This window comes from Pantoea wallisii, from assembly GCF_002095485.1.
Taxonomy (GTDB): domain Bacteria; phylum Pseudomonadota; class Gammaproteobacteria; order Enterobacterales; family Enterobacteriaceae; genus Pantoea; species Pantoea wallisii.
The window spans coordinates 1-25,997 of the sequence record NZ_MLFS01000046.1 but is presented as its reverse complement, the minus strand read 5'-3'; the positions used below and the strand labels follow the sequence as shown (position 1 = coordinate 25,997).

The following is a 25,997-nucleotide window of genomic DNA, read 5'->3' as shown; positions in this document are numbered from 1 at the left end:
TTATGCTAAGCGCATCGTCACTTTATGCTGCGATTGATTTAGGTTCCAACAGCTTTCATATGTTGGTGGTGCGCGAAGTATCCGGCAGTATTCAGACCGTCGCGCGGATTAAACGCAAAGTGCGCCTCGCTGCCGGTCTGGATCAGGCCAGTCATCTCTCTTCAGAGGCGATGCAGCGCGGCTGGCAGTGTCTGAAACTCTTTTCCGAACAGCTTCAGGATATTCCGCCTGAACAGATCCGCGTGGTGGCGACCGCCACGCTGCGCATTGCACATAACGCGCAGGATTTTCTCACGACCGCAGAACAGATTCTCGGCTGCCCGGTGAATGTGATCAGCGGTGAAGAGGAAGCTCGTCTGATCTATCAGGGCGTTGCGCACACTACGGGCGGCTCCGACCGGCGTCTGGTGGTGGATATTGGCGGTGGCAGCACAGAGCTGGTCACCGGCGAAGGCGCACATGCCACCACGCTGTTTAGCCTGTCGATGGGCTGTGTCACCTGGCTGGAGCGCTTCTTCAGCGATCGCCACCTGGCAAAAGAGAACTTTGCCCAGGCGGAACAGGCCGCTCGCGAGATGATTCGTCCAATCGCTGCGGCATTGCGCGAGAAAGGCTGGGAGATCTGTGTCGGCGCCTCTGGCACCGTACAGGCGCTACAGGAGATCATGGTGGCGCAGGGCATGGATGAGCGCATCACCCTGAGCAAGCTGCAGCAGCTGAAACAGCGTGCTATTCAGTGTGGCAAGCTGGAGGAGCTGGAGATTGAGGGCTTAACGCTGGAGCGGGCGCTGGTGTTCCCGAGCGGCCTGTCGATTCTGATCGCCATCTTCCAGGAGTTGAGCATTGAAAGCATGACGCTGGCGGGCGGCGCACTGCGTGAAGGGCTGGTATACGGCATGCTGCATCTGCCCATTGACCGCGATATCCGCAGCCGCACGCTGCAGAACGTACAGCGCCGCTTCGCCATTGACGTTGAGCAGGCCAGCCGCGTGCGTCAGCTGGCGGAGAGTTTCTTCCGTCAGGTAAGCAGCAGCTGGAAGCTGGATCAGCGATGTCGCGATCTTCTGCTCAGCGCCTGTTCACTCCACGAAATTGGCCTCAGCGTCGATTTTCGTCAGGCACCGCAGCACGCCGCCTACCTGATTCGCCACCTCGATCTTCCCGGTTTCACGCCCGCTCAGAAAAAAATGCTGGCCTGCCTGCTGCAGAACCAGAGCGGCAATATTGATCTGGCGCTGCTGACACAACAAAACGCCGTGCCACCGCGTATGGCTGAGCGTCTTAGCCGCCTGTTACGTCTGGCGATCATCTTCTCCAGCCGCCGTCGTGATGACACCCTGCCCGCAGTACGCCTGCAGGCCGACGACGATGCACTGCATCTGACCCTGCCCGCTGGCTGGCTGGCGGCACATCCGCTGCGCGCTGAACTGCTGGAGCAGGAGAGCCACTATCAGTCGTATGTGCACTGGCTGCTGACGATCTCGTAACAGAACCCGCTGTGCTGAAAAGCTCCCGTCAAATGGCCATTAACGGGAGTTAACTCCGCCTACCCTTTCTTTGCGTTCTCCAGCATCGCACGCAGGCCCGCCACGCGCGTCTGCCCGGTTTTCATGCGCTGCTCAGCACTGACTACTCTCTTCTCGCGCTCCCACACTACATCATCCTGCGGCAGCTCCAGCAGAAAACGGCTGGGCTCCGGGCGTACCAGCTCGCCGTACTGGCGTCGCTCGCGACACAGCGTAAAGGTCAGCTCCTTCTGCGCGCGGGTAATGCCCACGTAGGCCAGACGGCGCTCCTCTTCGATGTTATTCTCATCAATGCTGCTCTGATGCGGCAGCAGGCCCTCTTCCATCCCCACCAGATAGACGTACGGGAACTCCAGCCCTTTTGAGGCATGCAGCGTCATCAGCTGCACCTGATCCTGCTCTTCATCGCTCTCACCGCGCTCCATCATGTCGCGAAGCGTAAAGCGCGTGACCACCTGCGCCAGCGTCATCGGCTCATTCAGTTCATCGCCCTCCAGCATCTCCGTCATCCACTGAAACAGCGTATTGACGTTTTTCATACGCATCTCAGCAGCTTTTGGGCTGGGTGAGGTTTCAAACAACCAGCTCTCATAATCGATGCCGCGAATCAGATCGCGCACCGCATTCACCGGCTCGCGCTCCGTCAGCTGCACAATCTCATTCAGCCACTGCGTGAAGCGCTGTAAATGCTCCAGCCCGCGCCCGCTCAGCGTCTGCTGCAGGCCCATATCAAAGCTGGCATTGAACAGACTCTTATTGCGCAGATTGGCCCACTCGCCCAATTTTTGCAGCGTTGCCGGGCCAATTTCGCGGCGCGGCGTATTCACGATGCGCAGGAAGGCGCTGTCATCCTCCTGGTTAGTAAGCACGCGCAGGTAAGCGAGCAGATCCTTGATCTCAGGCCGTGAGAAGAACGAGGTTCCACCAGAGATGCGGTAGGGAATACGGTTCTGCATCAGCAGCTTCTCAAATACGCGCGACTGATGGTTGCCGCGATAGAGGATCGCGTAATCTTTGTACTGCGTTTTATTGATGAAGTGATGGGCAATCAGCTCGCCAGCCACGCGCTCGGCTTCGTGATCTTCGTTGTTCGCACTCAGCACTTTCAGCTCGCTACCCTGGCCCAGCTCTGAGAACAGGCGTTTTTCAAACACGTGCGGGTTGTTGGCGATGAGAATATTGGCCGACTTCAGAATGCGCTGCGTAGATCGGTAGTTCTGCTCCAGCTTTACCACCTCCAGCGCCGGAAAATCCTCTTTCAGCAGCACCAGGTTTTGTGGCCGCGCGCCGCGCCATGAGTAGATCGACTGATCGTCATCGCCTACCACGGTGAAGCGTGCCCGCGCCCCTACCAGCAGTTTCACCAGCTCATACTGGCTGGTATTGGTATCCTGATACTCATCCACCAGCAGATAGCGAATACGCTGCTGCCAGCGTTCACGCACTTCCTGATTTCGCTGCAGCAGCAGCGTGGGCAGCAGGATTAAATCATCGAAGTCCAGCACGTTACAGGATTTGAGATGCTGGTCATACAGGCCGTAGCAGTGAGCGAAAATTTGATCGCGCTGCGATTTGGCGATCCCGGCCGCGCCCTGCGGATCAACCAGATCGTTCTTCCAGTTAGAGATGGTTGAGATCAGCTGCTGCAGCAGCGTCTTGTCCTCTTCCAGCCACTGTTTGGTCAGCTCTTTCAGCAGCGCCAGCTGGTCCTGATCGTCAAACAGAGAGAAGGTGGATTTCATCCCCAGCGCTTTATATTCACGCTTGATGATCTCCAGCCCCAGCGTATGGAAGGTGGAGATCATCAGTCCGCGCGCCTCTTTACGCCCCAGCGTCTGCGCTACGCGCTCTTTCATCTCGCGCGACGCTTTGTTGGTAAAGGTCACTGCTGCAATATGGCGCGCCTGATAGCCGCATTCGCGGATCAGATGGGCAATTTTATTGGTGATAACGCGGGTTTTACCGGAACCTGCGCCCGCCAGCACCAGACAGGGGCCGGTGACAAATTCGACAGCACGTTGTTGGCCGGGGTTTAAACGCATAAAAGGTCATCACTCAGTTGAATCAGAAAAGAAGGACATCACGACGCAGGGCGCGCATTGATGCGCACCCGGGAACAGAGGCCGCCATCAATGGCGACCCTACAACGCTATCCATGCGCACTACGCTATAATGCGCTGCACATTATACATAACAGGACAGCATCATGGCGAAAACCGCGGCGGCTTTACATATCCTCGTGAAAGATGAAAAGCAGGCGACATCTCTGATGGCGCAGCTGGAAAAAGGCGCAAACTTTCAGCAGCTGGCAAAAAAACACTCTACCTGTCCATCAGGGCGGAACGGCGGAGATTTAGGGGAGTTTCGTAAAGGACAGATGGTACCGGCCTTTGATAAGGCGGTTTTCTCCTGCCCGCTGCTACAGCCTTACGGACCGGTGAAAACCGCCTTTGGTTACCACATTATCAAGGTACTGTGGCGTAACTGATCACTTCTGCTTTTTCATCTGCTGCAGCACATTACTGCACTGGTTATCGTCGGTGTCGCTGGGTGAGATCAGCGCCAGCAGCGCGGCCGCCGGTGCTACCACCGCGCCCAGGCAACGGCTGCGGCACCACGGGCAATCAGCGGCCCGGCTTTGACGCCTGCATCCGGATTTTTGAAGGTGCCGCGCACATAAAGCGGCGACCGCAGCGTAATAATGCGGATGCCTTTACTCTCCGGATTGATCGATAAATCCAGGCGCTCGTTCGCAAAGTTGGCGCTGCCGGTGACATTGATCACCGCGTTTTCAGTGTCAAAGACAAACAGCTTCGGCGTGGCCAGCCCCTGACGCACGTTGAGATCCGTCGCGGCACAGTTAATCCTCACTTCATCATCGCCAAACAGCTTACCGACCACATAGTTACCCACATTCAGGCCGGCAATCTCCATCAGGCTGCGGCTGATTAATCCGTCATTCATCAGCAGCCGCAGCTGCCCATCGCTGGTCGCCAGCAGATCCGCCACCGAGTTGCCGCTGCCGGTCAGGCTGGCATCACCATTCAGCTGCCCCAGGCTACGCTGCATGGCGTTCACATCCGGGAACAGCTGGCGCAGCTGCAGCTTACGTGCGTGCAGATCGGCACGGCCGCGCATGGGCGAGCGATCGCCCTCCAGATGAATGGTGGAGTTAATGCTGCCACCCGCCATACCAAAACGCAGCGGATCGAGCAGCAGATCGCCGTTTTTCAGCTTCAGATGAGTATAGAGATCGCTGAGCGGCAGCTTACTGCTGTGCTCAATACGTTTGCCGCTAAACTTCACGTCGGCATCCATCACATCCCAGCTTTTGGTATCGAACTTATCATGCGGCAGCACTCGGTCTGCCGGCTGGGTTGAGGCCTCGCCGCGCTGTGCTTTAGCCTGGGCGGTTTTTTCACTGCCCTTGCCGGAATCGACGCCAATTAGCGGTCCTAAGTCCGCCATGCGTAGCTGATTAGAAGTCAGCTCTCCCGTCAGCGACGGACGCGGTTTGCCCTGGCGATAGACCAGCGAGCCGTGAATGTCGCTGTCGCCAATATGGCCATTGAATTTTTCGTAGCGGAACAGGGCGCCTTTCGCCTCGTTGAAGCGCGCAATCAGATGGCCATCCGTCTCATACGGCGGCGTATCAGGCAGCAGAACGCCGGTTAAGCCGTACAGGTTAGCCAGCGTATCGCCGGAGAAGCGCAGACGCACATCCAGTCCGCCAAGGTTCAGCGGATCCTGTAGCGTACCATCGGCGCGCACGCGCGTGCTGCCGTTGCGTACATCCGCCTGCAGTGGGAAGGGCGTGGTTTTACTGCGCAGCGACAGCATGCCGCCAATTTTACCTTCGCCATCCAGCTGCTGGTTATTGTAGGTGCCGCTCGCCTGCCAGCCAAATACGAAGTCGCCAGCGCCTTTTTGCCGCTCATCACCGCCCGCTACCTGTGCATAGGGCACCGGTTTACCCAGTGGATTAATTTTGATCGTCACGTCGGCTTTGTTAATGGCATCGCGATAGCGCAGCTGGCCCTGATCGAACAGGATATTGTCGAGGCGGAAAGACCAGGCGGAAGGTGCTGCATTGGCCTCACTGCTGTCGCTGCTGGCGAGGTCAAAGGTCCAGTTGTTCTTTTTATCGGCGGTCTGCACCAGGCGCGCATCCGGCTGCTGCATCTTAATCCACGGCAGGTAGATCTCTTTATGCAGCAGCGCCAGCGGTGCCAGCGTGGCTTCCACGCGCTGTAAATGCACCATGGTGACTTCAGGTACCGTAGGCGGATTGCCGAGCATCACATCCTCGGCATGCACCTGCGGCCACGGCACCCAACTGCGCCAGCCGGGCTCTTCACGGTTGCGCACCCAGGCCACGCCAAGATCGCCGCGAATGGCGAACGGCCGGTTCAGCTCCGTCGAGACTTTCTGGTTGATGGTAGGTTTCAGCCGATTCCAGTCAAAGGTGGCGATAATGATGACAATCACCACAATCAGGAAGACGAGAATCCCGACTATCCAGCTAACAACTTTTCCTGCGCGCGACATTTTTCTTCCTCCATGCCCTTTCACGTCCCATTAAAGATAGTCGAGACGCGGCAGAACGGCATCAGGGAAGCGCCAGCACCAGGCTTTCCAGCTGGCTGAACGGCACCGGACGAGAGAAGAAGTAACCCTGCGCCGCCATCGCGGGAGAGTTCTGCACCTGCTGCCACTCCTCTGCTGTCTCTACGCCCTCGACGATCACGCCATTACAGTAGCGGTTGATCAGGGACAGCAGCATGGAGAACAGAGAACGCCCCTCATCAGAGGCACGCAGCAACATAAAGAGTTCGCGTGACAGCTTGATGTAGTCGTAGCGCAACTCGGTCAGCGCCGAGAAGTTCGCCATACCGGAACCAAAGTCATCCAGCCACAGCGGACCCAGTTCCGGCATCTGCGCAACCATCTCCTCCTGCGGCAGCGCATGGTGCTCGGTGAGTTCAAAGCGGACCCACGGCAGCCGGGCGATCAGCGCGCGGACCGGCGCGTGGTGCTGGATCTCCAGCAGGGTCGGGCCATCAATATTAACCGAGGCCACCAGCTGATGCTGTTTGAAAAAGTGGGACCACTGCAGCAGCAAGTCCAGCTGTTCACGGACAATATCAAGGCGCTGCGCCATGTTGAGCGCATCGAAGTAGTGTTCAGGCGAAAGGCGTTTTTCCGTCGCGGACGGATGGGTTATCGCAGTAAGTAGTTCGATCGCCAGCAGGCGGCCGGAAACCTGGTAGATAGGCTGAAATGTATATAAGCGCTGGCACTGCTGCCAGAAGAGACTGGTTTCCTGTTGTTGCTCAAGTGCAAGAGAAGAAGGCAGCCGATGAATCAAATTCTTCATCACCATGGTTTTTTCCTGGTTGGTGGTGAGTGCCTGCATATAGCATCTCAGCGGCAAGTATCGGCTACCCCCCTGGATAACTTTATTGGTCTAAGCAGCCACACGAGCCGTTGAGTCTATCAGCGCAGCGCGGGCTTAATCGTCAAAACAGACGGCGCTTTGACCGCTAAATCGCCGTTAAATGGCCACTTTCAGCCTTAAGTTAAATTAAAACGACGTTTTAAAAAACGTTGACGACTGCCATACCAGACGCGAGACTAAGACGCAGAATTCACTACAGGCCAAAGACCATGACGCAGAAAAAAATCGCTATCATTGGCGAATGCATGATTGAACTGTCCGAAAAAGGTGAGAGCATCAAACGCGGGTTTGGCGGCGACACGCTCAATACCGCTGTCTATCTGGCACGTCAGTCCGATAGCCAGCAGCTGCGCGTTGATTACGTTACCGCCCTGGGCACCGACAGCTTTAGCGACCAGATGATCGCTGCCTGGCAGCAGGAGCAGGTGCAAACGCAGCTGATTCAGCGCCTCGACAATAAAATGCCTGGCCTGTACTTCATTGAAACTGACGCGCACGGCGAGCGCACCTTCTGGTACTGGCGCAGTGACGCCGCCGCACGCTTCTGGCTTGACGGCCCGCACGCAGAGGCGATTTGCCAGCAGCTGGCGCACTACGATTATCTCTACCTGAGCGGTATTAGCCTGGCCATTCTGCCGGACGCCAGCCGGGAAACGCTGATGACGCTGCTGGCTGCCTGCCGACGCAACGGTGGCAAAGTCATTTTCGACAATAACTATCGACCGCGCCTGTGGGCCGATCGCGCCAGTGCGCAGCAGGCCTATGCGGCCATGCTGCAACACACCGACATGGCGTTTTTGACGCTGGATGATGAGCATCTGCTGTGGGGTGAACAGCCGCTGGAAGCGGTTATTGCCCGCACGCGCGAGGCGGGCGTGCAGGAGATTGTGATCAAGCGCGGCGCCGACTCCTGCCTGATTGCGCAGGGAGATGAACCATTATGTGATGTGCCGGCGATTGCGCTGGCGAAAGAGAGCGTGATTGATACAACCGCCGCAGGGGATTCGTTCAGCGCCGGCTATCTGGCGGTACGCTTAGCCGGAGGTAGCGCCGGAGCGGCGGCGGCGCGCGGCCATCTTACTGCCAGCACAGTAATTCAGCATCGCGGCGCCATCATTCCACTCAGTGCGATGCCTGCCCCGGTATAAGCGCCTCTCTCTTTAGCGGCGCACGCCATTGCGCCGCTGTTTCCATCCGTCAATATTGCATTATCCGCCCTTACCCAATCCGCCCGCCAGTTTGCATTAGCACCCTATTTTCCCCTGTCAGTTGCGGTTAGGCCCGCCAGCTATTCAGCCCGGCATGCTGGCCGACAACCTTGCTTTAGGGACGCTTAACTAATCACTTTATATTCAAGGCGTTATGGCAACACAAACGGCCACCAGGCATAGTCTGAATCTGGCAAAACCGCGGGTTTTCGGCTGGACGGCAGCGACAAAAAAGACCATGTTTTAATCAACAATAGCAGGACGCTATTACGTCGGCCGCGAAAAAAATAATGACAATACGCCTTGCTCAGGACAGGTTTATGCACACAGAAATTATCAATATCTGGCCGCACGGTGATGCGCCAGGCGCGAGCGATTCGCGTGCTCAGCCGCAAATCGTCGATCTCGCCAAAGAGTACGAACCTTACGATCGTGCCGCCACCGGCGTGCGCTGCCCGGAGATCGCCCTCTGGCATCCGGAAAACCCGAACGGTATCACGCTGCTGGTTGCGCCCGGTGGAGGTTATCAGCGCGTCCTGATTGACCGTGAAGGCAGCGCGCTGGCGACCTTTTTCACCTCAATGGGCTATACGCTGGCAGTGATGACCTATCGCCTGCCTTACGACGGCCACCATGAAGGGCCGGATGCGCCCCTGGCCGATGCGCAGCGGGCGGTGCGCGTGCTGCGTGAACGTGCGCAGCGCGGCATGAACGGCAAATACATCGTGATGATGGGCTTCTCGGCGGGCGGCCACGTCGCGGCCAGCCTGGGCAACCGCTTTGCGGAGAAGATCTATCCGGTGCAGGACCAGGCCGACAACTTCTCTCCGCGTCCGGATGCCATGGTGCTGGTCTATCCGGTGATTAGCATGCGCGACGGGCTGGCACACGAGAGCTCGCGCACCCGCCTGTTAGGCGCATGGCCGGATCAGAAAATGATTGATGCCTACTCAATGGAAACCCGCGTTCATGGGCAAACGCCGCCGACGCTACTGATTCACGCATCCGACGATGACACGGTATCGGTGAACAACAGCATGGCGTTTTTCAGCGCGCTACGCGAACACAAGGTGCCGGCAGAAATTCACTTCTATCAGAAAGGCGGACATGGCTTTGGCATTCGCGGCGTCGCCGACCTGCCGCTTGCCAGCTGGCCGATGCTGGTCACCGAGTGGCTGCGAGCCAAATAGCGCCGTCGGTCCGCGCCTGCCAGCAGTGGCGACCCGCAAGAGGTCGCCTGTCCGTCTCAGGTCGATGGCGCTGCAGCGTCAGCCGGGGCTGCACTGGCGCTGCCCTCGGGTTTTACCGCCTCTTCAGACGTGGCTGACGCAGCGGGCGCATCCGGCAGGGCCATCACTTTATCCCAGCTCTCCTGCAGCATCTTCACATTGGTTTCGGCTTCGCCCTGCGGCTGAATCAGCACCATGGTCAGCTCCTGCGTCAGTTGCTGGCGCAGCTCCTGATTCAGCTGGTCGCGCGTCAGCTCACCAAGAAACGTCTGGCGCAGCTTCTGATACTGCTCCGGCGCAATATCCACCACCGCATTCTGTTGTGAGCGCAAGCGTTGGCCCATCAGAATATCGGTGTCGGTACGGGCATAGGTGGCGAAAAGCTTATTCAGCTCCAGCAGCTTCTGCGCCATCAGCGCATCAAACTCCTCCTGCGGCAGCCCTTTATCACGCACGGCCGCCAGCTCTTTCGCTACCTGATTCATATTCTGCGCCAGTGAAGCATTGGGGCTGTCCATATTGATGGAGCACTGCGCGCGCTGGTACAGCACGCGGCAGTCAAAGCCGACCTGCACGTTCTGCGCTTTGCTGTCCGCCAGCGCACGCTGCACATGCCAGAACAGCGCCTCACGTGCCAGATCGCTCTGCCAGTAGCGCTGCAGATTTTGCGAATCACGGATCGGCTGCCACGCTGTATCCCATACCAGCGATAAACGATCCTGTGCCATGCTGCCATTCACCAGGTTCACCGGCTGATGCGGCAGCGGCGAGAGCGTGGGAAGTGGTGCCGGCGCTACGCGTTTGCCCTGCAGCGGCGAGAACGCTTTGTTGATTTGCTCCACCATGCTGCGGCTATCTACATTGCCCACAACGTACAACGTCATACCATCCGGGGTGTACCACTGCTGATAAAAGCTGTTCAGCTGGGCAATATCGACCGGCGCACGCGGTTGTTCACCCGGATCGTGCGCCAGCATGGTTGACCCTTTAAGGCGATAGCGCCACCACACATCCTGCGTATCAGGCGGCCAGGTGGCGATGGGATCGGTGGCCGTCAGCGCGGTGGAGACCACCTGCTCATTAATGGTCATTTTACCCGCCGTCGCCGCCAGCCAGCTCAGGGCTTCTTTCAGCAGCTCGGGGCGGTTATTCGGCAGGCTCAGGTTATATTGGGTGTAGTCGTATGACGAGATGGCGGGCGGCAATGGACGCTGTGGGTCCATGGCCTGCTGCCACAGTGCGCGCTGCTGATTGGTATCCAGCACAGTGTTATGCACCATCGCCAGACGCGGTAATAAGTGGCTGAAGCCTGTCTGCTGCGCGCTCTCCACCAGCGAACCGGCGTTAACAATCAGACGCAGCTCAATACGATCGCTCGGACGCTGTGGCGTGGTCAGTAACTGCCAGCTGAAACCGTTGTCCAGCTTGCCCTCCTGCCAGGCGGGATCGGGCTGAAGTGTTTCGGCATGCACGCCGAAGCCGGATGCCGCAAGGATCAATCCGCCAGCTAAAAGCCGAATTCTGGTGCCCTGCATGTGAACCCCTACTCAAACAGATAAACGCTCGTTAGCGCGGCATAAGCGGCCACTGCCGGGTGGCCGGTGCGGCATTTTACCGCCACGTTTATTCAACGACAGACTCTTTGACCACAGGAAGGTCAGGATGTCGCGCAACGAGGAAAAAAATCGGGAAAAAAATCAATGGGGTTTATTATGCAAATGCCCGCTGTCAGGGCAAGTGACAGCGGGCATTTCTTGGGAAATTAACGCAAATAGATGATTATGCGCTGGTATGTGACGGGTTATTCACCTTTTTTGCTGAGGAGAGCGTCGCTTTCATCTGCTTCTCATCCAGCTGGCCTACCCATTTCGCTACCACCACCGTCGCCACGCCATTACCCACCAGGTTAGTCAGTGCACGGGCTTCGGACATAAAGCGGTCAATACCGAGGATCAGCGCCAGTCCGGCCACCGGCAGATGACCGACTGCCGAAAGCGTGGCTGCCAGCACAATGAAGCCACTGCCGGTCACGCCTGCCGCCCCTTTCGAGGAGAGCAGCAGTACCACTAACAGCGTGATCTGGTGGAACACGTCCATATGCGCGTTGGTGGCCTGGGCGATAAACACGGCCGCCATGGTCAAATAGATCGAGGTGCCATCAAGGTTGAACGAGTAGCCCGTAGGGATCACTAACCCGACCACCGATTTTTTACAGCCCAGCTTCTCCATCTTATCCAGCATACGCGGCAGCGCTGATTCAGAAGAGGAGGTGCCCAGCACGATCAGCAGCTCTTCTTTGATGTAGCCGATAAATTTAAAGATGTTGAAGCCTGCCCAGCGCGCAATCACGCCCAGCACAATCACCACAAACAGCACGCAGGTGATATAGAAGCAGACGATCAACTGGCCGAGCTGCACCAAAGAACCCACGCCGTACTTACCGATGGTGAAAGCCATGGCCCCGAAGGCGCCGATAGGCGCAAGGCGCATAATCATGTTGATGACGCCGAAGATCACTTTCGAGAAGCTCTCAATGACGTTAAACATTACGGTGCCGGCGTTGCCGAGACGGTGCAGCGCGAAGCCGAACAGAATCGCGAACAGCAGCACCTGCAGGATATTTCCGCTGGCAAAGGCGCCCACGACGCTGTTCGGGATCACATCCAGCAGGAAGGCAACCACGCCCTGCGATTCAGCCTGCTGCGCGTAAACCGCCACCGCTTTGGCATCCAGCGTCGCCGGGTCAACGTTCATGCCCGCGCCAGGCTGCACCACGTTAACCACCACCAGGCCGATAATCAGCGCGATGGTGCTGACAATTTCAAAATAGAGCAGCGCAACCGCGCCGGTACGTCCAACTGCTTTCATGCTCTCCATGCCGGCAATGCCGGTCACCACCGTACAGAAAATCACGGGGGCGATGATCATCTTGATCAGCTTAACGAAGCCATCGCCAAGCGGCTTCATCTGCGCGCCTAACTCAGGATAGTAGTGGCCTAACAGGACGCCGATGCCGATGGCAAGCAGGACCTGAAAGTAGAGGCTTTTGAACAGTTTCATAACAGGTGTCCAGGTATAGACGGCATTCACCGCCATTGTTATTGGAAACGCATGCGGCAAGCCGCCTGGAAGCGTATGACCTTACCGATGGCGAGGAAAATAACACTCTGTTAACAGGATTAGTATACCCTCACATTCCTTACAAAAGTTACAAAACTCTAACTATGAACTGAAACGCTTCAGCACCCTATCGCAAGGGGATTCTGTAAGGAAAATCAATAAATAACGTGACTATTCTGCGGGTGACAAGCTGTTCAGCCAGCGGTGATTAAAGACGGGTAACGGCAGCGCTTCTGCGTATAAGTAGCCCTGCCCTATAGTAATTCCGCGCGCCAGCAGCCAGTCGCGCTGTTCAGCGGTCTCTACACCTTCAGCAATCACATCCAGATGGATGATCTCGGCGATGGCCGCCACGATACGTACCATGGTGTCGTCATCCGGCAGCGCGGCAACAAAGCTGCGGTCCATCTTCAGCTTATTAACCGGCAGCGCTTTGAACTGGTGCAGGTAGTTGAGGTTGGAGTAGCCCATGCCGAAGTCATCCAGCGCCACCGCGACGCCGGTTTGTTGCAGCGAACGCAACAGCGCCATCGCCTGTTCCGCATCGCCAATCTGCGCGGTTTCAGTGATCTCCAGCACGAAGTTGCCGGGCGCAATGCGGTGGCGCTCCAGCAGGCTCTGCAGGTGGCTCACCATGCTGGCGTCGCGCAGTTGCACCGCCGAGATATTAACGCTTAGCGGAAGGTTAATGCCGCGCCGCTGCCAGCCAGCAATGATGCGGCATGACTCTTCAAACACCCAGCGCCCGATAGCGGATATCACGCCAATCTCTTCGGCGCTGGTAATAAACTCTTCGGATAACCCATAGCTGCCGTCCGGCATGCGCATGCGCAGCAGCGCTTCGGCACCCGCCAGCTCGCCGGTTGCCATATTGATTTGCGGTTGCAGGTAGAGCGCGAACTGCCCATCCTGCAGGCCCTGCAGGATGTCATGCTCCTGAGTCAGGCGCTTCTGCGCGCGCTCGGTCAGGGCGGGATCAAAGAACAGAATCTGGTTTTTACCCTGATGGCGCGCCGACATCATCGCAGAGGTCGCGCGATCCAGCTGCTCGCTGGCGGACATGGTGTCGCCGTCCTGCAGCGCCAGCCCGATGCTGGCGTTAGGGCGCAGCTGGAGCTGGTGCAGATTGACCGGTTGGTTGATGCGCAGCATCAGATTGCGCGCCAGGCGCATCGCGCGGAACGGATTGTGCGCGCGCTTCATCAACAGGGCAAAATCGCTCGGGCCGGTCTGCGCCAGTAGCGTGTGGTCATCAATAGTACTGCGGATTTTCTCCACCAGCGTCAGCATCAGCGTGTCGCGCTGCTCATCGCTCAGTACGCCATTGGCCTCCTGCAGCGTTTCGATCCGAATCACCATCAGCCCCCACGCCTGGTGGCTGTGGCGATGGCTGATGTGCTGCTCCAGCAGCGCCAGGAAGAGCGCGCGATTGGGCAGGTCAGTGACCGCAACGTGGGTCGTCAGGCGGCTCATCTCATCATGGATGGACTCCAGCACCTGCTGATTGCGGTTGTAGCTGCGGATCAGCATACCAATTTCATCATCGCGATGATTATGCGGCAGCCCCAGTTTATGCGTCAGAATTGCCGGCGGCGGCAGCTCCTGCAGCTCGCGTGAGATGTTACGCAGCGGATGGACGATCAGGCGGTTGATGCACCAGCTGATGGCGACGGAAAGAATCAGCGCCAGTAACAGGTAGGTGGTGATCATGGTGGATAAGGTGCTGAGCAGGAACTGATAGACGCGCGATGAATCAGCCTGCAGCACCAGATAAGCAATCGGCTTTGGCAGCCCGCTGCGCTCCACAGAGTAGAGCGGCAGGGTGATCTGCACCGGCAGCTCAAACAGACGAGCGACTAAGCGCGGCACCGGTTTTTCCGGCGCGAAGTCGGCGTGCAGCGCCTGGAAGGCGTTCGGCAGCACCACATCAGCGCGCGACAGGATACCGGCCGGTTTCAGCGTATTGAGAATGCGTTCGGCTTGCGGAATATCCGCTTTCAGCACCGCTTCAGAGAGCGGCTGGCGGACAGTATGCGCCACGTTCTCCATTTGCTGGGCGTAATCAATCCTGCGCTGCTGCACAAAGTGGAATAACTGAATGACGATAAAGATGCAGATAGTGACCATTGCCACGGCGGAAACGGTGGCCATCTGCTTTATCGTGAGCGAGCGACTGACGCGCAACAAAACTTCTCCTGGCAGCAATAAGCAGTGATAGTAGCCTGCGTGCGCAGCAAGTATATCCCAGGTCAGCCTTTTTTTGCGTCGGGATAAAGGCGAAAATCGCTGAAGATGACGCCTTTGCGAGATGTATGGGCGTTTTGGCGGGAAGTGTGAAGCGTCAGCCCTGGCGGGTCACCGCGACGTAACCCCGGTAGCGGCAGCCCCGCAGGGGCCAGGGCTGCAGTCGTGCTGCCGACCCTGGCGGATGATTACTGCGGATATGCCACCCAATCGCCGCCGTTCAGGCGGATCCACGGTTTACCCTGATACATCATCACCACCGCATTATCGTTTTCCGATACCACTGGCGTTTGCGGCAGGTTATCCGTCAGCACCGACATATTCACATTCGGCGCATTAAATACCTGTCCATCCACCACGCGCGACACAATTTCGGAGATAGCCAGCAGGCTGGTTGGCGTATCTATCGTCAGCGGTTGTCCCTGATGCGGTGCTTTCATGCCGACAAACTTAATGCCTACCGGTACGTGAGTAATGCCCGGACTGGGGATATCACGCAGGCCGGACATCTGCATCTTATCGCCCTGCAGCGCCGCGCCGTGCTCTGGCACCACCAGCACCATCACCCGCCGGCCTGATTTCTCCAGATTGGTGAGGAAAGTATCAAGCTGATCAAACAGTACTTTAGCGCGCGGCTGCCAGTCGGCGGTACGCGTGCTGCCCAGTTCGCGCGTGCCGTCGTGCAGCGGAATCAGGTTATAGAACGTAGCGCTGCGTGCGTCGCTGCTCTTTGTTCTGTCATCCAGCCAGCGCTGCATCAGCTGGCCATCGTTGAACACAGGCGAACCGTCAAACGAGGTCAGCTCTGGTGCAATGCCGGTCTGCGACATCAGCGGCGCCTGCAGATTACCGTCCTCGCGCAGCTCCTTCAGGTAGTTACCGAACACGCCGGTGTGGTCCATCATCAGCTGCTGCTTAAAGCCGAGCTTCGCCAGGTTATCAAACAGATAGCAGCGCTGATCGGTGCTCTTATAAAGATTACTGTGGGAAGTCTGGCCGCAGCTGGCGCGCAGCAGACGAATCCCCGCCGGCCCGCTGTAACCGGTCGCGGAGTTGTAGTTATTCAGCATGATGTCGAAATGCTGCCACAGCGGATGCGTACGCAGCTGCGCCACGTCAATATCCGCCCAGGAGAGCGAGCAGATGTTGATCACCAGAATATCAAACGGCTGCGAATCGGCGGGCAGCGCATCCGGGAAGTGCGTCGCACGCTGCCGCTCGCTGTCGTAGAAGCGGTTAAGCCAGGCGGTAAGGTTAGCGCTGGTCGGTGGCGCCGACTGATCCAGCCCCTCCGGCGCTTTGCTCGCGGCCGGTTTATCATTCAGCACCACAGCCGGCGTTGCCGATTTCTCCGGCAGCAGGTTCATTGCCGGGCCGGCAATGGTCAGCACGTTTAGCCAGATCAGCGCCAGCGTCACCAGCACGGTGATGCGAATCCACTGCGCAACAAACAGATAGAGCACCAGTAGTACAAAGGCTGCGCCAATCATCTCCCAGTTGATAAAGCGCTCCACCAGATCCAGCAGATAGGCGGGAGAGAACCCGGCCAGCTGGTTACCCTGGCTCAGCAGCGAGTTGAGACCCGGCAGCCAGGTATCGTGCCAGAACAGTGCAATGCCTGCCGGCAGCGAGATCCACTGGCGCACGCGGTGCAGACGCTGCGAAGGCAGCGGAAACAGCAGCCACGCCAGAAACACCAGATTGCTCAGGGCGTGAAAATTGAGGTAGCCGAACCACAGCAGGCCAAACTTCAGTAAAAAATAGAAATTCCAGCCGCCGAGGCCGCGCCACCACGCACCGGGCAACATCGCAGGTTTGTTATCCATGTTTATCCGTTTTGGTCGATTGACGTTGCCACTGCCCTTCCGATTTCAGGGCGCGCGTCGGCAGCAGACGCATCAGCAAACTGGTGCTGCGGCGCGGCAACCAGCGTCGCCACAGCGATTTCAGAAACAGCAAAATCAGTAACAGCAGGATCGCCACCTGCACCCAATCCATCAGCGTCATGAGCGCACTCCCTTGAGGTTAAGGCTGACAGGCTGCGGCGTTTGCGCCGCGCGCGGCTGCGCTGCAGAGGTCACTACCGGTTCACTCACCTGTGACGTAACCGTTGTCTCACGCTGCGCCACGCTGGTCAGCTGACGCACCTTTTGCACTTCAGACAGAATCTGGTTGTCCTCAAACCACACCATGCGATTGCTGAACAACTCATCGTGCGGCAGTGAGAAAATCGACTTCAGTGCGATATCCAGGTCATTGAAACGGCATGATGAGAGGAACAGATAGAGGCGATCGCCCACCAGCGTCACCAAATCACCAAAACGGCGCGGTTTACACAAGGTGAGGATCTGCTCCGGCTTCAGTTGCGGCACCGGGCGCAGGGCGACCATCAGACCCTTATCATTCTCGGGCAGCAGCGTGTTGTTCATCAACTGCTGCACCGCCGCACAGAAGGGATCCAGCGCCAGATAACCCTTCTGCTGCAGCGGCTGCAACGCCTGCACCAGCGCCGGAAGATTGGCGGGCACGTGGCGGGTAAACTGCTGACCCTGAATGCCCTCCAGCGTGGTCAGAAAGCGCGACAGCGTTGCCGCACCCGGCACAATCGCGTTCACACCGCAGGCCAGCAGCAGACGCTCATCGTTGTAACGCAGGCTGGTACCCAGCTCACGTACCACGATCTTGAGCGCATTGCCGCGTGAGCGGCGCAAACTGTGGACCAGGGTTGCCAGTGACTGAATATCCTGATTATGGGCCAGGCTAAAGATGACTGTGGCGGCATTTGCCTGCTGTGCCCGGGCGAACACACTTTCATTATCGCTAAACAGTTGCCACTGGGCCGAAAGCGGCGGCGCACCTTCCAGCACACCCTGCTGCGCAAGAAACTGATTCTCATCGTTCAGGCTAAGCGGCATCGTCTGCTGCTCATCTTTTTCTGCAACGAATTGATTATCAACACAACGCAGGCGCAGCGCGCGGTCGGCCAGCAATTTATCCGCGGAGTACCACCAGTTAATTCGATATTCCCAGCTATCCTGCTGAAAATCTAAATGGGCGACACCATCAAGCTGGCGAAAATAACGTTGCAGATGATTACGCAGGTGAATTATTGTCGTGCCTGAGGTGATCATAAGCAGCGTCATTTGTTTTTTAACAACCAGCCGTCGCAGCCCTTTAATCCACGCCGTCAGCTCCCCGGGTGATAATTTACCCCACAGGCAGCCTGGCTATAAAACAGCACTACGCCGCTGCGATTATTCAGCACGCGCGCAAAATCGCTCTCTGCATGCAGGAGACTGGCTTTATTTGCCGGCAGGGAAAATAATGGGATGCGCGCCGGTCCGCCAGGCGGATCGGGCGTCAGCAATGCCTTTGGGGGTTCATCCGCGCTAATCAGCGTGGCAAACTCCTGATGGCTAACCACCTGACGCAGCAATGTTCGCGCGTCTTCCGGCCGCTGGCTGGTGAGCCAGTAAAAGCCTGGCGATTGCAGTGTTATTAATTCCTGCTGAACCTGTTGCAGGCCGAGCGCATAGCGATTTTTCATATTTGATTCGCGATCAGAACAATCCAGGCTAGTTTAATATAGACGGCGACGATTGGAACTGCTGAAATAAAAAAAGCTGCGCCAGGGCAATCATATCAATGCCGTTATGTCGCATCGATCACTTCGGTTTAAAACCCGGTAATAATATAATCTCTCTTCTTCCGTTGTCCTTTTTTTTGGTGGCAAACAAGTAATGAAAACTGAAAATGCTTTTTCACTGATCGCTTCTGCCAGTGAAGATCAGGATGACATCACGGCACTCAGCGAGGCCTTTGACCTCAAGGCATTTCGCTATATTGATATTGCGCGCGAAGAGCGAATGAAGGCGATATTGTCGCGCTGGCCGCTGCTGCATGAGATGGCGGCGGTACGGGAGAGTAATCGCTAATGCCGGTGATCGCCCTACAGGGTTTGCGCGGCGGCTGTGGCGCCACCTCACTCAGCGCGGCGCTAGGCTGGGCGCTGAATGCCTTACAGGAGTCAGCGCTACTGATTGACCTCTCTCCGGCCAATCAGCTCGCGGCCCACTTTAATACGCCCCTGAATCACACCTCGGGCTGGATGACGGCACTGCACGCCGGGCAACCCTGGCACCACAGCGCGCTGCGCTATCAGCCGGGGCTGGATTTTTTGCCGTTTGGCGCCCTGACCCATCAGCAAACCTTAATGGTAAACCGTGCGCCAGAGGAGTGTGCTGCGCCGCTACTGCAGGCGCTTCCGGCCCTGAAAAACGACTATCGCTGGATCATTCTCGACCTGCCTGCGGATCTGCTGCCGTGGCAGCAGCCGTTTCATGCGGCGGCCGATCGCCTGCTACAGGTACTGACGCTGGATGCCAACTGCCAGCTGCGTCTGCATCAGCACCCTTTTCTTCCGCAGACGCTGTTCCTGATCAACCAGTTTAACGCTAACAGCCAGCTGCAGCAGGATCTGCATCAGCTGTGGCTGCGCTCACTCAATAACCTGATTCCACAGGTGATTCATCGCGATGAAGCGCTGGCGGAAGCGCAGATGATGAAGCAACCGGTGGGTGAGTACCGGCCGCATGCGCTGGCAAGCGAGGAGATCAACACGCTCGCCAACTGGCTGCTGCTGAACGTTGCCGGCGGTGCAGCGTGAATCCGCTGCGCTGGCTGCTGGTGCCGCCGGTGTGGCAGGCGCTGCAACATCGTGCTCAGGTGGCGCGGCAGCACGGTGCCGGCCGGTTAACCCTGGCGTTCCACCTGGTCTGGTGTGTACTTGCCTGGTCGCTGCTGCGGCTGGAGATGCCGGGCTGGCAGCAGGTGTTACAGCAGCGGCAGCGCTATTACCCGCACATCTCCCCGCTGCGCCCGCGCCCGCTTGATTTCCTGCGCTACGCGGTGCAAAGCCTGTGGCTGATGGTGACACTGCCGCTGGATAACAGCGCGCGCAGCGAACGCAAACGCTTTAACGCTTTCGGCCCGCTGTTCCGCTGGCGTCAGCGCCTTAATCAGTGGCTGGGTAACGTACCGGCACGGCTGATTGCCAGCGGGCTGCCGGCACGCGCCGAACGCCAGCTGCAGCGGTTACCGGTACGCCTGCGTCAGGGGTTGTTTATCCTTACCGCGTTGGTGGCCGGTCTGCTGGCGCTGCTGTGCATCTCGCAGCCGTTCAGCATCGCGACGCAGTTTATTTTTGTGCTGCTGCTGTGGGGTCTGGCCATGCTGGTACGGCGCGTGCCTGGCCGCCTGGCGACCATGATGCTGATTGTGCTGTCGCTGACGATCTCCTGCCGCTATCTGTGGTGGCGCTACACGGAAACGCTCAACTGGGATGACCCGTTCAGTCTGGTATTTGGGCTGCTTCTGATCGGCGCGGAGACCTATGCGTGGACGGTGCTGGTGCTGGGCTATTTCCAGACGCTGTGGCCGCTCAACCGCCAGCCCGTCTCCATGCCACCGGAGATCACCAGCTGGCCGAGCGTGGACATTCTGGTGCCAACCTATAACGAACCGCTGAGCGTCGTGAAACCAACGCTGTATGCGGCGATGGGCATCGACTGGCCGCAGGACAAGCTCAATATCTATCTGCTGGATGACGGCACGCGCGAAGAGTTTCGCGCCTTCGCCGCCAGCGTTGGCATCAACTATGTGGTGCGCCCGACCCACGAACATGCCAAAGCCGGCAACATCAACCATGCGCTGAAAACCACCTGCCGCAGCGATTACGTGGCAATTTTTGACTGCGACCACGTGCCTACGCGCTCGTTCCTGCAGCTTACCCTGGGCTGGTTCCTGAAAGATCACCAGCTGGCGATGCTGCAAACGCCGCACCACTTCTTCTCGCCCGATCCGTTCGAACGCAACCTGGGCCGCTTCCGTCAGACGCCTAACGAAGGATCTCTGTTTTACGGCCTGGTGCAGGACGGTAACGACACCTGGGATGCGGCGTTCTTCTGCGGCTCCTGTGCCGTACTGCGCCGCAGCGCGCTGGATGAGATTGGCGGTATCGCGGTTGAGACCGTTACCGAAGATGCGCACACGTCGCTGCGCCTGCATCGCCGTGGTTATACCTCGGCCTATATCCGCATTCCACAGGCGGCCGGCCTGGCCACCGAAAGCCTGTCGGCGCACATCGGTCAGCGCATCCGCTGGGCGCGCGGCATGGTGCAGATTTTCCGCCTCGATAACCCGCTATTCGGTAAGGGGCTGAAGCTGGTACAGCGGCTCTGCTACGCCAATGCGATGCTGCACTTTCTTGCCGGCATCCCGCGCCTGATCTTCCTGCTGGCGCCGCTGGCGTTTCTGCTGTTCCACGCTTACATCATCTACGCACCGGCGCTGGCGATTGCCATCTACGTGCTGCCGCATATGGTGCATACCAGCCTGACCAACTCACGCATCCAGGGGCGCTGGCGTCACTCGTTCTGGAGCGAGGTGTATGAGACCGTGCTCGCCTGGTACATTGCGCGTCCCACGACGGTGGCGCTCTTCAATCCGCACAAAGGCAAGTTTAACGTCACCGCGAAAGGCGGTCTGGTTGAGCAGCGCCATCTCGACTGGGTGATCACCAAGCCCTACATGATGCTGGTGGTGCTCAACATTGCCGGCATTGGCATGGCGTTCTGGCGCATGGCCTATGGGCCGGCCAACGAAATCCTCACCATCTGGGTCAGTCTGGTGTGGGTGATTTACAACATGATTATCCTTGGCGGCGCCGTCGCGGTATCGGTGGAAGCGCGGCAGATTCGTGAGGCGCACCGCGTAGAGATCGCCATGCCGGCGGCAATAGCCCGGGCGGATGGCCACATGGTGCCGTGTACGCTGCGTGACTACTCCGACGGCGGCGTGGGCGTTGAGCTGCGCGAGCCGGATGCGCTGCGCGAAAATGAGGCCGTGTCACTGCTGCTGCGGCGCGGTCAGCAGGAGTTCAGCTTCCCGTGTCAGGTGCAGCGCGTATTTGGTCGCCGCGCCGGGATTCGCCTGCATGCGCTCACCACGCCCCAGCACATCGAATTTATCCAGTGTACCTTTGCGCGCGCCGATACCTGGGCGCTGTGGCAGGACGGCTTCCCGGAAGATAAGCCGGTGCAGAGTCTGGCTGACATCATGGTGCTGGGTTTCAAAGGCTATCTGCGCCTGGCGGAGTATGGCCCACAGCCGTTGCGCCGCCTGTTCCGCGGGCTGACCGTACTGCTGAGCTGGCTGGCAACGCTGTTGCCGCAGAGCATTAAACCGCTGCCTGCGCCAGGCACAACCTCTTTCAATTAAATTGATGATATGACCATGACGAGAAAACTGAGCTGGTTCACTGCCCTGCTGCTGGGCACCGCTTCTCTGGCACAGGCCGCGCCGCCGATGGCAGCACCGGCAGCCTCTGGCGCGTCGGAACAGACGCCGCTGCCGCTGGTGGCGCAGCCGGCTGATGCCAGCGCGCCGCTGCGTGATAGCCAGCTGCTGTTTAATCAGATCGCGCCACCTCCGGGCAGCATGAAGCTGCGCGGCACAGAGCCCACCAGCCAGATCGAGTTTGGCGTGCGCAGTGATGAAGTGGTCACGCAGGCGCTGCTGACGCTCAGCTATCGTCCGTCACCGGCCCTGCTTCCCACGCTGTCGCAGCTCAAGGTCTATCTCAATGATGAACTGGTTGGCCTGATTACCGTGGCGGCCGATCAGCTCGGGAAACAGAACCAGGCGCAGTTACCTATCGATCCCCGCTTTATCAGCGATTTTAACCGCGTGCGTCTGGAGCTGGTCGGGCATTATGCCAACGTGTGTGAAAACCCGGCTAACAGCACCATCTGGATGGACATCGGCAAAGAGAGCAAGCTCGATCTCACCCTGCAGAAGCTGCCGCTGAAGAACGATCTCTCCCACTTCCCGGAGCCGTTTTTTGACGCACGCGATACGCAGCCGCTGCAGCTGCCCATGGTGTTCAGCAGCCAGCCCGATCTGCAGCAGCAGCGCGCCGCCGCGCTGCTGGCATCGTGGTTTGGTAGCAAAGCGCAGTGGCGCGGGCAGTCGTTCCCGGTGCTCTACAACCAGCTGCCGCAGCAGCAGCACGCGGTGGTCTTTGCCACTAACGATCAACGCCCGGACTTCCTGAAAGATCTGCCCGCGGTAGATAAACCAACCGTGCGCATGGTCAGCCAGCCAGATAACCCCTATCAGAAAATGCTGCTTATCTTAGGGCGTAACGATAGCGATCTGCTCACCGCCGTTGAGGGCATCGCGCAGGGCGAGCTGCTGCTGCGTGGCGATACCTCAACCATCGAAAGCGTTAAACTGCAGGCGCCACGTCAGGCTTATGACGCGCCGAACTGGGTGCGCACCGATCGCCGTACCACGTTCGCCGAGCTGACGCAGTATCAGAACCAGCTGCAGGGCGATGGCATGCAGCCTAACCCCATCAGCCTGACGCTCAATCTGCCGCCGGACCTGTTCCTGGTTCGCGCCCGCGGCATCGATATGAATCTGATGTACCGCTACACCTCGCCAACGCAGCAGGATGGCTCGCGCCTGGCAGTGCATCTCAACAATCAGTTCATGCAGGACTATCCGCTGACCAGCAAAAACACGGCCGGCCAGCAGCTGCTCCACCTGCCGCTGGTACAGGGTTTACAGGACAGTAATCGTCAGCTCACTATCCCGGCGCTGCGCCTGGGCGCGGTAAACCAGCTGCGCTTCAACTTTGATTATGCCAACACCTTTGTAGGCGGCACCGCCGATGGCCGCTGCGAAACCGTTACGCCGGTCGATCACCATGTGGTGATTGACGATAACTCCAGTATCGATTTCTCTGGCTATCGTCACTACATCGAAATGCCCTCACTTGGCACCTTCGCCAGCGCCGGCTTCCCTTACAGCCGCTATGCCGATTTGGCGCAAACCCTGGTACTGATGCCGCCGAAGCCGGAAAGCGGTGAAGTCAGTACGCTGCTGAATACGCTCGGCAACATTGGCGCACAAACTGGCTTACCGGCGCTGCGCGTGCAGATGAGCGATGACTGGAGCAAAGCGAAAAGCACTGATGCCGATGTGCTGTTGATCGGCACGCTGCCGGCGGATCTGCAGGACAATCCGTCGATCACTGTGCTGGTCGATCGCGCCCGCAGCTGGATAAAGATGCCGTCACGGCCGGTGAGCGCGCAAAACGTGCCGGTGACCGACAGCGATCGCGCGCCAGAGAGTCAGACCGGCATCAGCTCACGTGGCCCTATCGGGACGATCATTGGCTTCCAGTCACCCTTCAACGATCAGCGCAGCGTCGTGGCGCTGCTGGCCGACAGCCCGCGCGGGTGGGATCTGCTGAATAACGCGCTGCTCGACAGCGGCAAACGCGCCGCGGTATTTGGCTCCGCCAGCGTGGTACGCGAATCCGGCGTCGCCAGCGTGCGCGTCGGCGACAGCTATTTTGTCGGGCACTTGCCATGGTGGGAGCGCTTGTGGAGTGCGATGGCAACGCACCCGGTGTGGCTGGCCGTGTGCGCCGTCGCGGTGGTGATTCTGTTCGCCCTGCTTGTGTGGCGCCTGATGCGCATGGTGACCCGTCGTCGCCTTGGCGAGCAGGATGATGATGAATAAGTTGCCGCTGGCGCTATTGATCGGCGGCGCGCTCACCGGGGCCGCCCTGGCGGAAACCGGCCAGCAGGTGGCGCCGGTTGACTGGCTGCTGACGCAGATTCGTACCGGTGAATCGACCAATAAATACGATCTGGTGCAGCAGTCGCTGTACCGGCTGGAGAAGATCGATCCGGATAACCCGCAGCTGATGGCCGCGCAGATCCGTCTGGCGCTGCGCCAGGGCGATCGGGCAAAAGCGCAGACGTTACTGGACGCGCTGAAAAAAGCCGCGCCGGACGCGCCTGCCACGCGGGAATCGGAAGCCGGTTTACGCCTGACAACCGATGAGGGCCGCCAGCAGCTGCAGCAGGCGCGTCTGCTGGCCACCGCCGGCCGGCTGCCGGAGGCCAAAGCGGCCTGGGATGCGCTGTTTCAGGGCGTATTTCCTGACGTCAATACGGCACTGGAGTACTGGCGGCTGGTCGCGCGCTTGCCCGATCAGCAGCTCAACGCCTGGCGCCAGCTACAGGCGCTGGAGCAGCGCTATCCCGGCAATATTGGTGTCGAGTTACAGCTGGCACGCATGGCGTTTGAGAACAATCAACCTGATGAAGCGCTGGGCCAGCTGCGCCGTCTGGCGAATCGCGACGGCGGACGGGATGCAGCATCTGAGCTGTGGCTACAGCAGATCCAGAATCAGCCGGTCAGTGAACGCAGTGTTGCCAGCCTGCAGCAATATCTGCAGGTGTTTACCAGTGGTGATGCGCAGCAGCGTGGCGCGGACGAGCTGGCACGCCAGCAGAAACTGCTGGCCGATCCCGCTTACCGGCAGCGTATACGCGGGCTGGCGCTGGTGGACAGCGGCGCCGGGGCTGAAGCCATTGCCGCACTGAGTGCGGCGCTAAAAGCCAATCCCGGGGATGCCGAACTGATGGGCGCCATGGGCCAGGCGCAGGCGCGCGCCAATAACCGTGCGGCGGCCATCAGCTGGCTGGAGAAAGCCATTCAGGCCGGGCAGGCCAGCACCCAGATAGGTAAATGGCAGTCGCTTCTGCAGACCAACCGCTACTGGATGGCGATCAACAACGGCGATGCCGCGTTGAAAAAGGGTGATATAGCCGCGGCGGAGCAGCAATATCGCAGCGCGCAGGCGCTGGATAGTCGCGACAGCTGGGCGCTTATTGGCCTCGGCGACGTGGCGCAGGCGCGTAAAAACGACGCGCAGGCTGAACAATACTGGCAGCAGGCGCTGCAACTCGACAGAGGCAATACCACCGCACAGCGCCGGCTGAATGACCTGCGCACCGGTAAAGTGCTGGCCGATGCCGACGCGCTGGCGCAGCAGGGCCAGTGGCAGCAGGCCGTGGCGAAATACCGTCAGGCGCTGCAAAGCAACCCGGATGACATCTGGCTCTCGTACCGTCTGGCCGGGGCGCTGCGCAATAGCGGCGCGGAGAGCCAGGGCGCACAGGTAATAGAGACCCTGGTGCGCCAGCACCCGCAACAGCCAGCGGCGCTCTATGCCGCGGCGCTGTGGCTCTCCTCCGGCAATCAGGATGACGCCGCCATGGCCGCGCTGCATCGTCTGCCGGAAACGCGCTGGGATGACAACATGCGCGCGCTGGCGCAGCGTCTGACGCAG

Annotated in this window: 16 protein-coding genes and 2 pseudogenes; 9 read left to right on the top strand and 9 right to left on the bottom strand. The window is 58.9% G+C overall.

The window, feature by feature from the left end:
* The first annotated feature begins 2 nt into the window (after nucleotides 1-2).
* Entirely contained in the window at nucleotides 3-1,487 is a 1,485-nt protein-coding gene (gene ppx / locus HA48_RS15655) for an exopolyphosphatase (RefSeq protein ID WP_128602154.1), read from the top strand.
* 59 nt (nucleotides 1,488-1,546) lie between these two features.
* Here ppx and rep read toward each other — a convergent pair whose 3' ends face one another.
* Entirely contained in the window at nucleotides 1,547-3,568 is a 2,022-nt protein-coding gene (gene rep, locus HA48_RS15650) for a DNA helicase Rep (RefSeq protein WP_128602153.1), read from the bottom strand.
* Nucleotides 3,569-3,732: 164 nt separating this feature from the next.
* Here rep and ppiC point away from each other — a divergent pair, with 164 nt between their 5' ends.
* Nucleotides 3,733-4,014, top strand: a complete 282-nt coding sequence (gene ppiC, locus HA48_RS15645; RefSeq protein ID WP_128602152.1) for a peptidylprolyl isomerase PpiC — start codon at nucleotides 3,733-3,735, stop codon at nucleotides 4,012-4,014.
* On the opposite strand, the pseudogene HA48_RS15640 reads toward ppiC, so the two are convergent.
* Together HA48_RS15640 and pdeH are read right to left on the bottom strand one after the other, a co-directional pair.
* A pseudogene (locus HA48_RS15640) lies at nucleotides 4,015-6,074 on the bottom strand (AsmA family protein).
* Nucleotides 6,075-6,135: 61 nt separating this feature from the next.
* On the bottom strand, nucleotides 6,136-6,909 hold the full coding sequence (gene pdeH / locus HA48_RS15635; RefSeq protein ID WP_128602166.1) for a cyclic-guanylate-specific phosphodiesterase: 774 nt from the start codon (nucleotides 6,907-6,909) through the stop codon (nucleotides 6,136-6,138).
* Nucleotides 6,910-7,193: 284 nt separating this feature from the next.
* Here pdeH and kdgK point away from each other — a divergent pair, with 284 nt between their 5' ends.
* The gene (gene kdgK, locus HA48_RS15630; protein ID WP_128602151.1) at nucleotides 7,194-8,132 is read left to right on the top strand and encodes a 2-dehydro-3-deoxygluconokinase; all 939 of its coding nucleotides are present in this window, start codon (nucleotides 7,194-7,196) and stop codon (nucleotides 8,130-8,132) included.
* A gap of 380 nt (nucleotides 8,133-8,512) precedes the next feature.
* Complete coding sequence (locus HA48_RS15625) at nucleotides 8,513-9,382, top strand: alpha/beta hydrolase (RefSeq protein ID WP_128602150.1); 870 nt, start codon at nucleotides 8,513-8,515, stop codon at nucleotides 9,380-9,382.
* A 56-nt stretch (nucleotides 9,383-9,438) separates the two neighbouring features.
* Here HA48_RS15625 and HA48_RS15620 read toward each other — a convergent pair whose 3' ends face one another.
* From HA48_RS15620 to bcsE, 6 genes and pseudogenes are all read right to left on the bottom strand, one after another.
* Nucleotides 9,439-10,956, bottom strand: coding sequence for a M16 family metallopeptidase (locus HA48_RS15620; protein ID WP_128602149.1), 1,518 nt, complete (start codon nucleotides 10,954-10,956; stop codon nucleotides 9,439-9,441).
* A gap of 244 nt (nucleotides 10,957-11,200) precedes the next feature.
* Entirely contained in the window at nucleotides 11,201-12,481 is a 1,281-nt protein-coding gene (locus tag HA48_RS15615; protein ID WP_128602148.1) for a dicarboxylate/amino acid:cation symporter, read from the bottom strand.
* Nucleotides 12,482-12,712: 231 nt separating this feature from the next.
* The gene (gene hmsP / locus HA48_RS15610) at nucleotides 12,713-14,725 is read right to left on the bottom strand and encodes a biofilm formation regulator HmsP (protein WP_208613142.1); all 2,013 of its coding nucleotides are present in this window, start codon (nucleotides 14,723-14,725) and stop codon (nucleotides 12,713-12,715) included.
* A gap of 248 nt (nucleotides 14,726-14,973) precedes the next feature.
* Complete coding sequence (bcsG, locus tag HA48_RS15605) at nucleotides 14,974-16,611, bottom strand: cellulose biosynthesis protein BcsG (RefSeq protein WP_128602146.1); 1,638 nt, start codon at nucleotides 16,609-16,611, stop codon at nucleotides 14,974-14,976.
* Nucleotides 16,604-16,792 carry a cellulose biosynthesis protein BcsF gene (gene bcsF, locus HA48_RS15600; RefSeq protein ID WP_128602145.1) on the bottom strand — a complete coding sequence of 63 codons (189 nt, stop codon included), beginning with the start codon at nucleotides 16,790-16,792 and terminating at the stop codon, nucleotides 16,604-16,606. The genes bcsG and bcsF overlap by 8 nt, the downstream gene beginning before the upstream one ends.
* A pseudogene (gene bcsE, locus HA48_RS15595) lies at nucleotides 16,789-18,332 on the bottom strand (cellulose biosynthesis protein BcsE). Before bcsE ends, bcsF begins: the two are co-directional and overlap by 4 nt.
* Before the next feature lie 193 nt (nucleotides 18,333-18,525).
* Between bcsE and bcsR the strand changes: the two are divergent.
* The 5 genes from bcsR to HA48_RS15570 all read left to right on the top strand — a co-directional run.
* The gene (bcsR, locus tag HA48_RS15590; protein WP_128602144.1) at nucleotides 18,526-18,720 is read left to right on the top strand and encodes a cellulose biosynthesis protein BcsR; all 195 of its coding nucleotides are present in this window, start codon (nucleotides 18,526-18,528) and stop codon (nucleotides 18,718-18,720) included.
* Complete coding sequence (gene bcsQ / locus HA48_RS15585) at nucleotides 18,720-19,451, top strand: cellulose biosynthesis protein BcsQ (protein WP_128602143.1); 732 nt, start codon at nucleotides 18,720-18,722, stop codon at nucleotides 19,449-19,451. Before bcsR ends, bcsQ begins: the two co-directional genes overlap by 1 nt.
* Nucleotides 19,448-22,063: a UDP-forming cellulose synthase catalytic subunit gene (bcsA, locus tag HA48_RS15580; protein ID WP_128602142.1), complete on the top strand. Its 2,616-nt coding sequence runs from the start codon at nucleotides 19,448-19,450 to the stop codon at nucleotides 22,061-22,063. The genes bcsQ and bcsA overlap by 4 nt, the downstream gene beginning before the upstream one ends.
* A gap of 15 nt (nucleotides 22,064-22,078) precedes the next feature.
* Entirely contained in the window at nucleotides 22,079-24,376 is a 2,298-nt protein-coding gene (bcsB, locus tag HA48_RS15575; RefSeq protein WP_167377158.1) for a cellulose biosynthesis cyclic di-GMP-binding regulatory protein BcsB, read from the top strand.
* On the top strand, nucleotides 24,369-25,997 hold a 1,629-nt coding region (locus HA48_RS15570), incomplete at its 3' end, for a tetratricopeptide repeat protein (protein WP_128602140.1). The genes bcsB and HA48_RS15570, both read left to right, overlap by 8 nt.

What these genes read in the sequence shown, in the direction of transcription:
- HA48_RS15620 (WP_128602149.1), bottom strand. Translation starts at nt 10,956, where the DNA reads ATGCAGGGCACCAGAATTCGGCTTTTAGCTGGCGGATTGATCCTTGCG.
- bcsQ (WP_128602143.1), top strand. Translation starts at nt 18,720, where the DNA reads ATGCCGGTGATCGCCCTACAGGGTTTGCGCGGCGGCTGTGGCGCCACC.
- bcsG (WP_128602146.1), bottom strand. Translation starts at nt 16,611, where the DNA reads ATGGATAACAAACCTGCGATGTTGCCCGGTGCGTGGTGGCGCGGCCTC.
- bcsF (WP_128602145.1), bottom strand. Translation starts at nt 16,792, where the DNA reads ATGACGCTGATGGATTGGGTGCAGGTGGCGATCCTGCTGTTACTGATT.
- HA48_RS15615 (WP_128602148.1), bottom strand. Translation starts at nt 12,481, where the DNA reads ATGAAACTGTTCAAAAGCCTCTACTTTCAGGTCCTGCTTGCCATCGGC.
- HA48_RS15625 (WP_128602150.1), top strand. Translation starts at nt 8,513, where the DNA reads ATGCACACAGAAATTATCAATATCTGGCCGCACGGTGATGCGCCAGGC.
- ppx (WP_128602154.1), top strand. Translation starts at nt 3, where the DNA reads ATGCTAAGCGCATCGTCACTTTATGCTGCGATTGATTTAGGTTCCAAC.
- bcsB (WP_167377158.1), top strand. Translation starts at nt 22,079, where the DNA reads ATGACGAGAAAACTGAGCTGGTTCACTGCCCTGCTGCTGGGCACCGCT.
- rep (WP_128602153.1), bottom strand. Translation starts at nt 3,568, where the DNA reads ATGCGTTTAAACCCCGGCCAACAACGTGCTGTCGAATTTGTCACCGGC.
- kdgK (WP_128602151.1), top strand. Translation starts at nt 7,194, where the DNA reads ATGACGCAGAAAAAAATCGCTATCATTGGCGAATGCATGATTGAACTG.
- ppiC (WP_128602152.1), top strand. Translation starts at nt 3,733, where the DNA reads ATGGCGAAAACCGCGGCGGCTTTACATATCCTCGTGAAAGATGAAAAG.
- pdeH (WP_128602166.1), bottom strand. Translation starts at nt 6,909, where the DNA reads ATGGTGATGAAGAATTTGATTCATCGGCTGCCTTCTTCTCTTGCACTT.
- bcsR (WP_128602144.1), top strand. Translation starts at nt 18,526, where the DNA reads ATGAAAACTGAAAATGCTTTTTCACTGATCGCTTCTGCCAGTGAAGAT.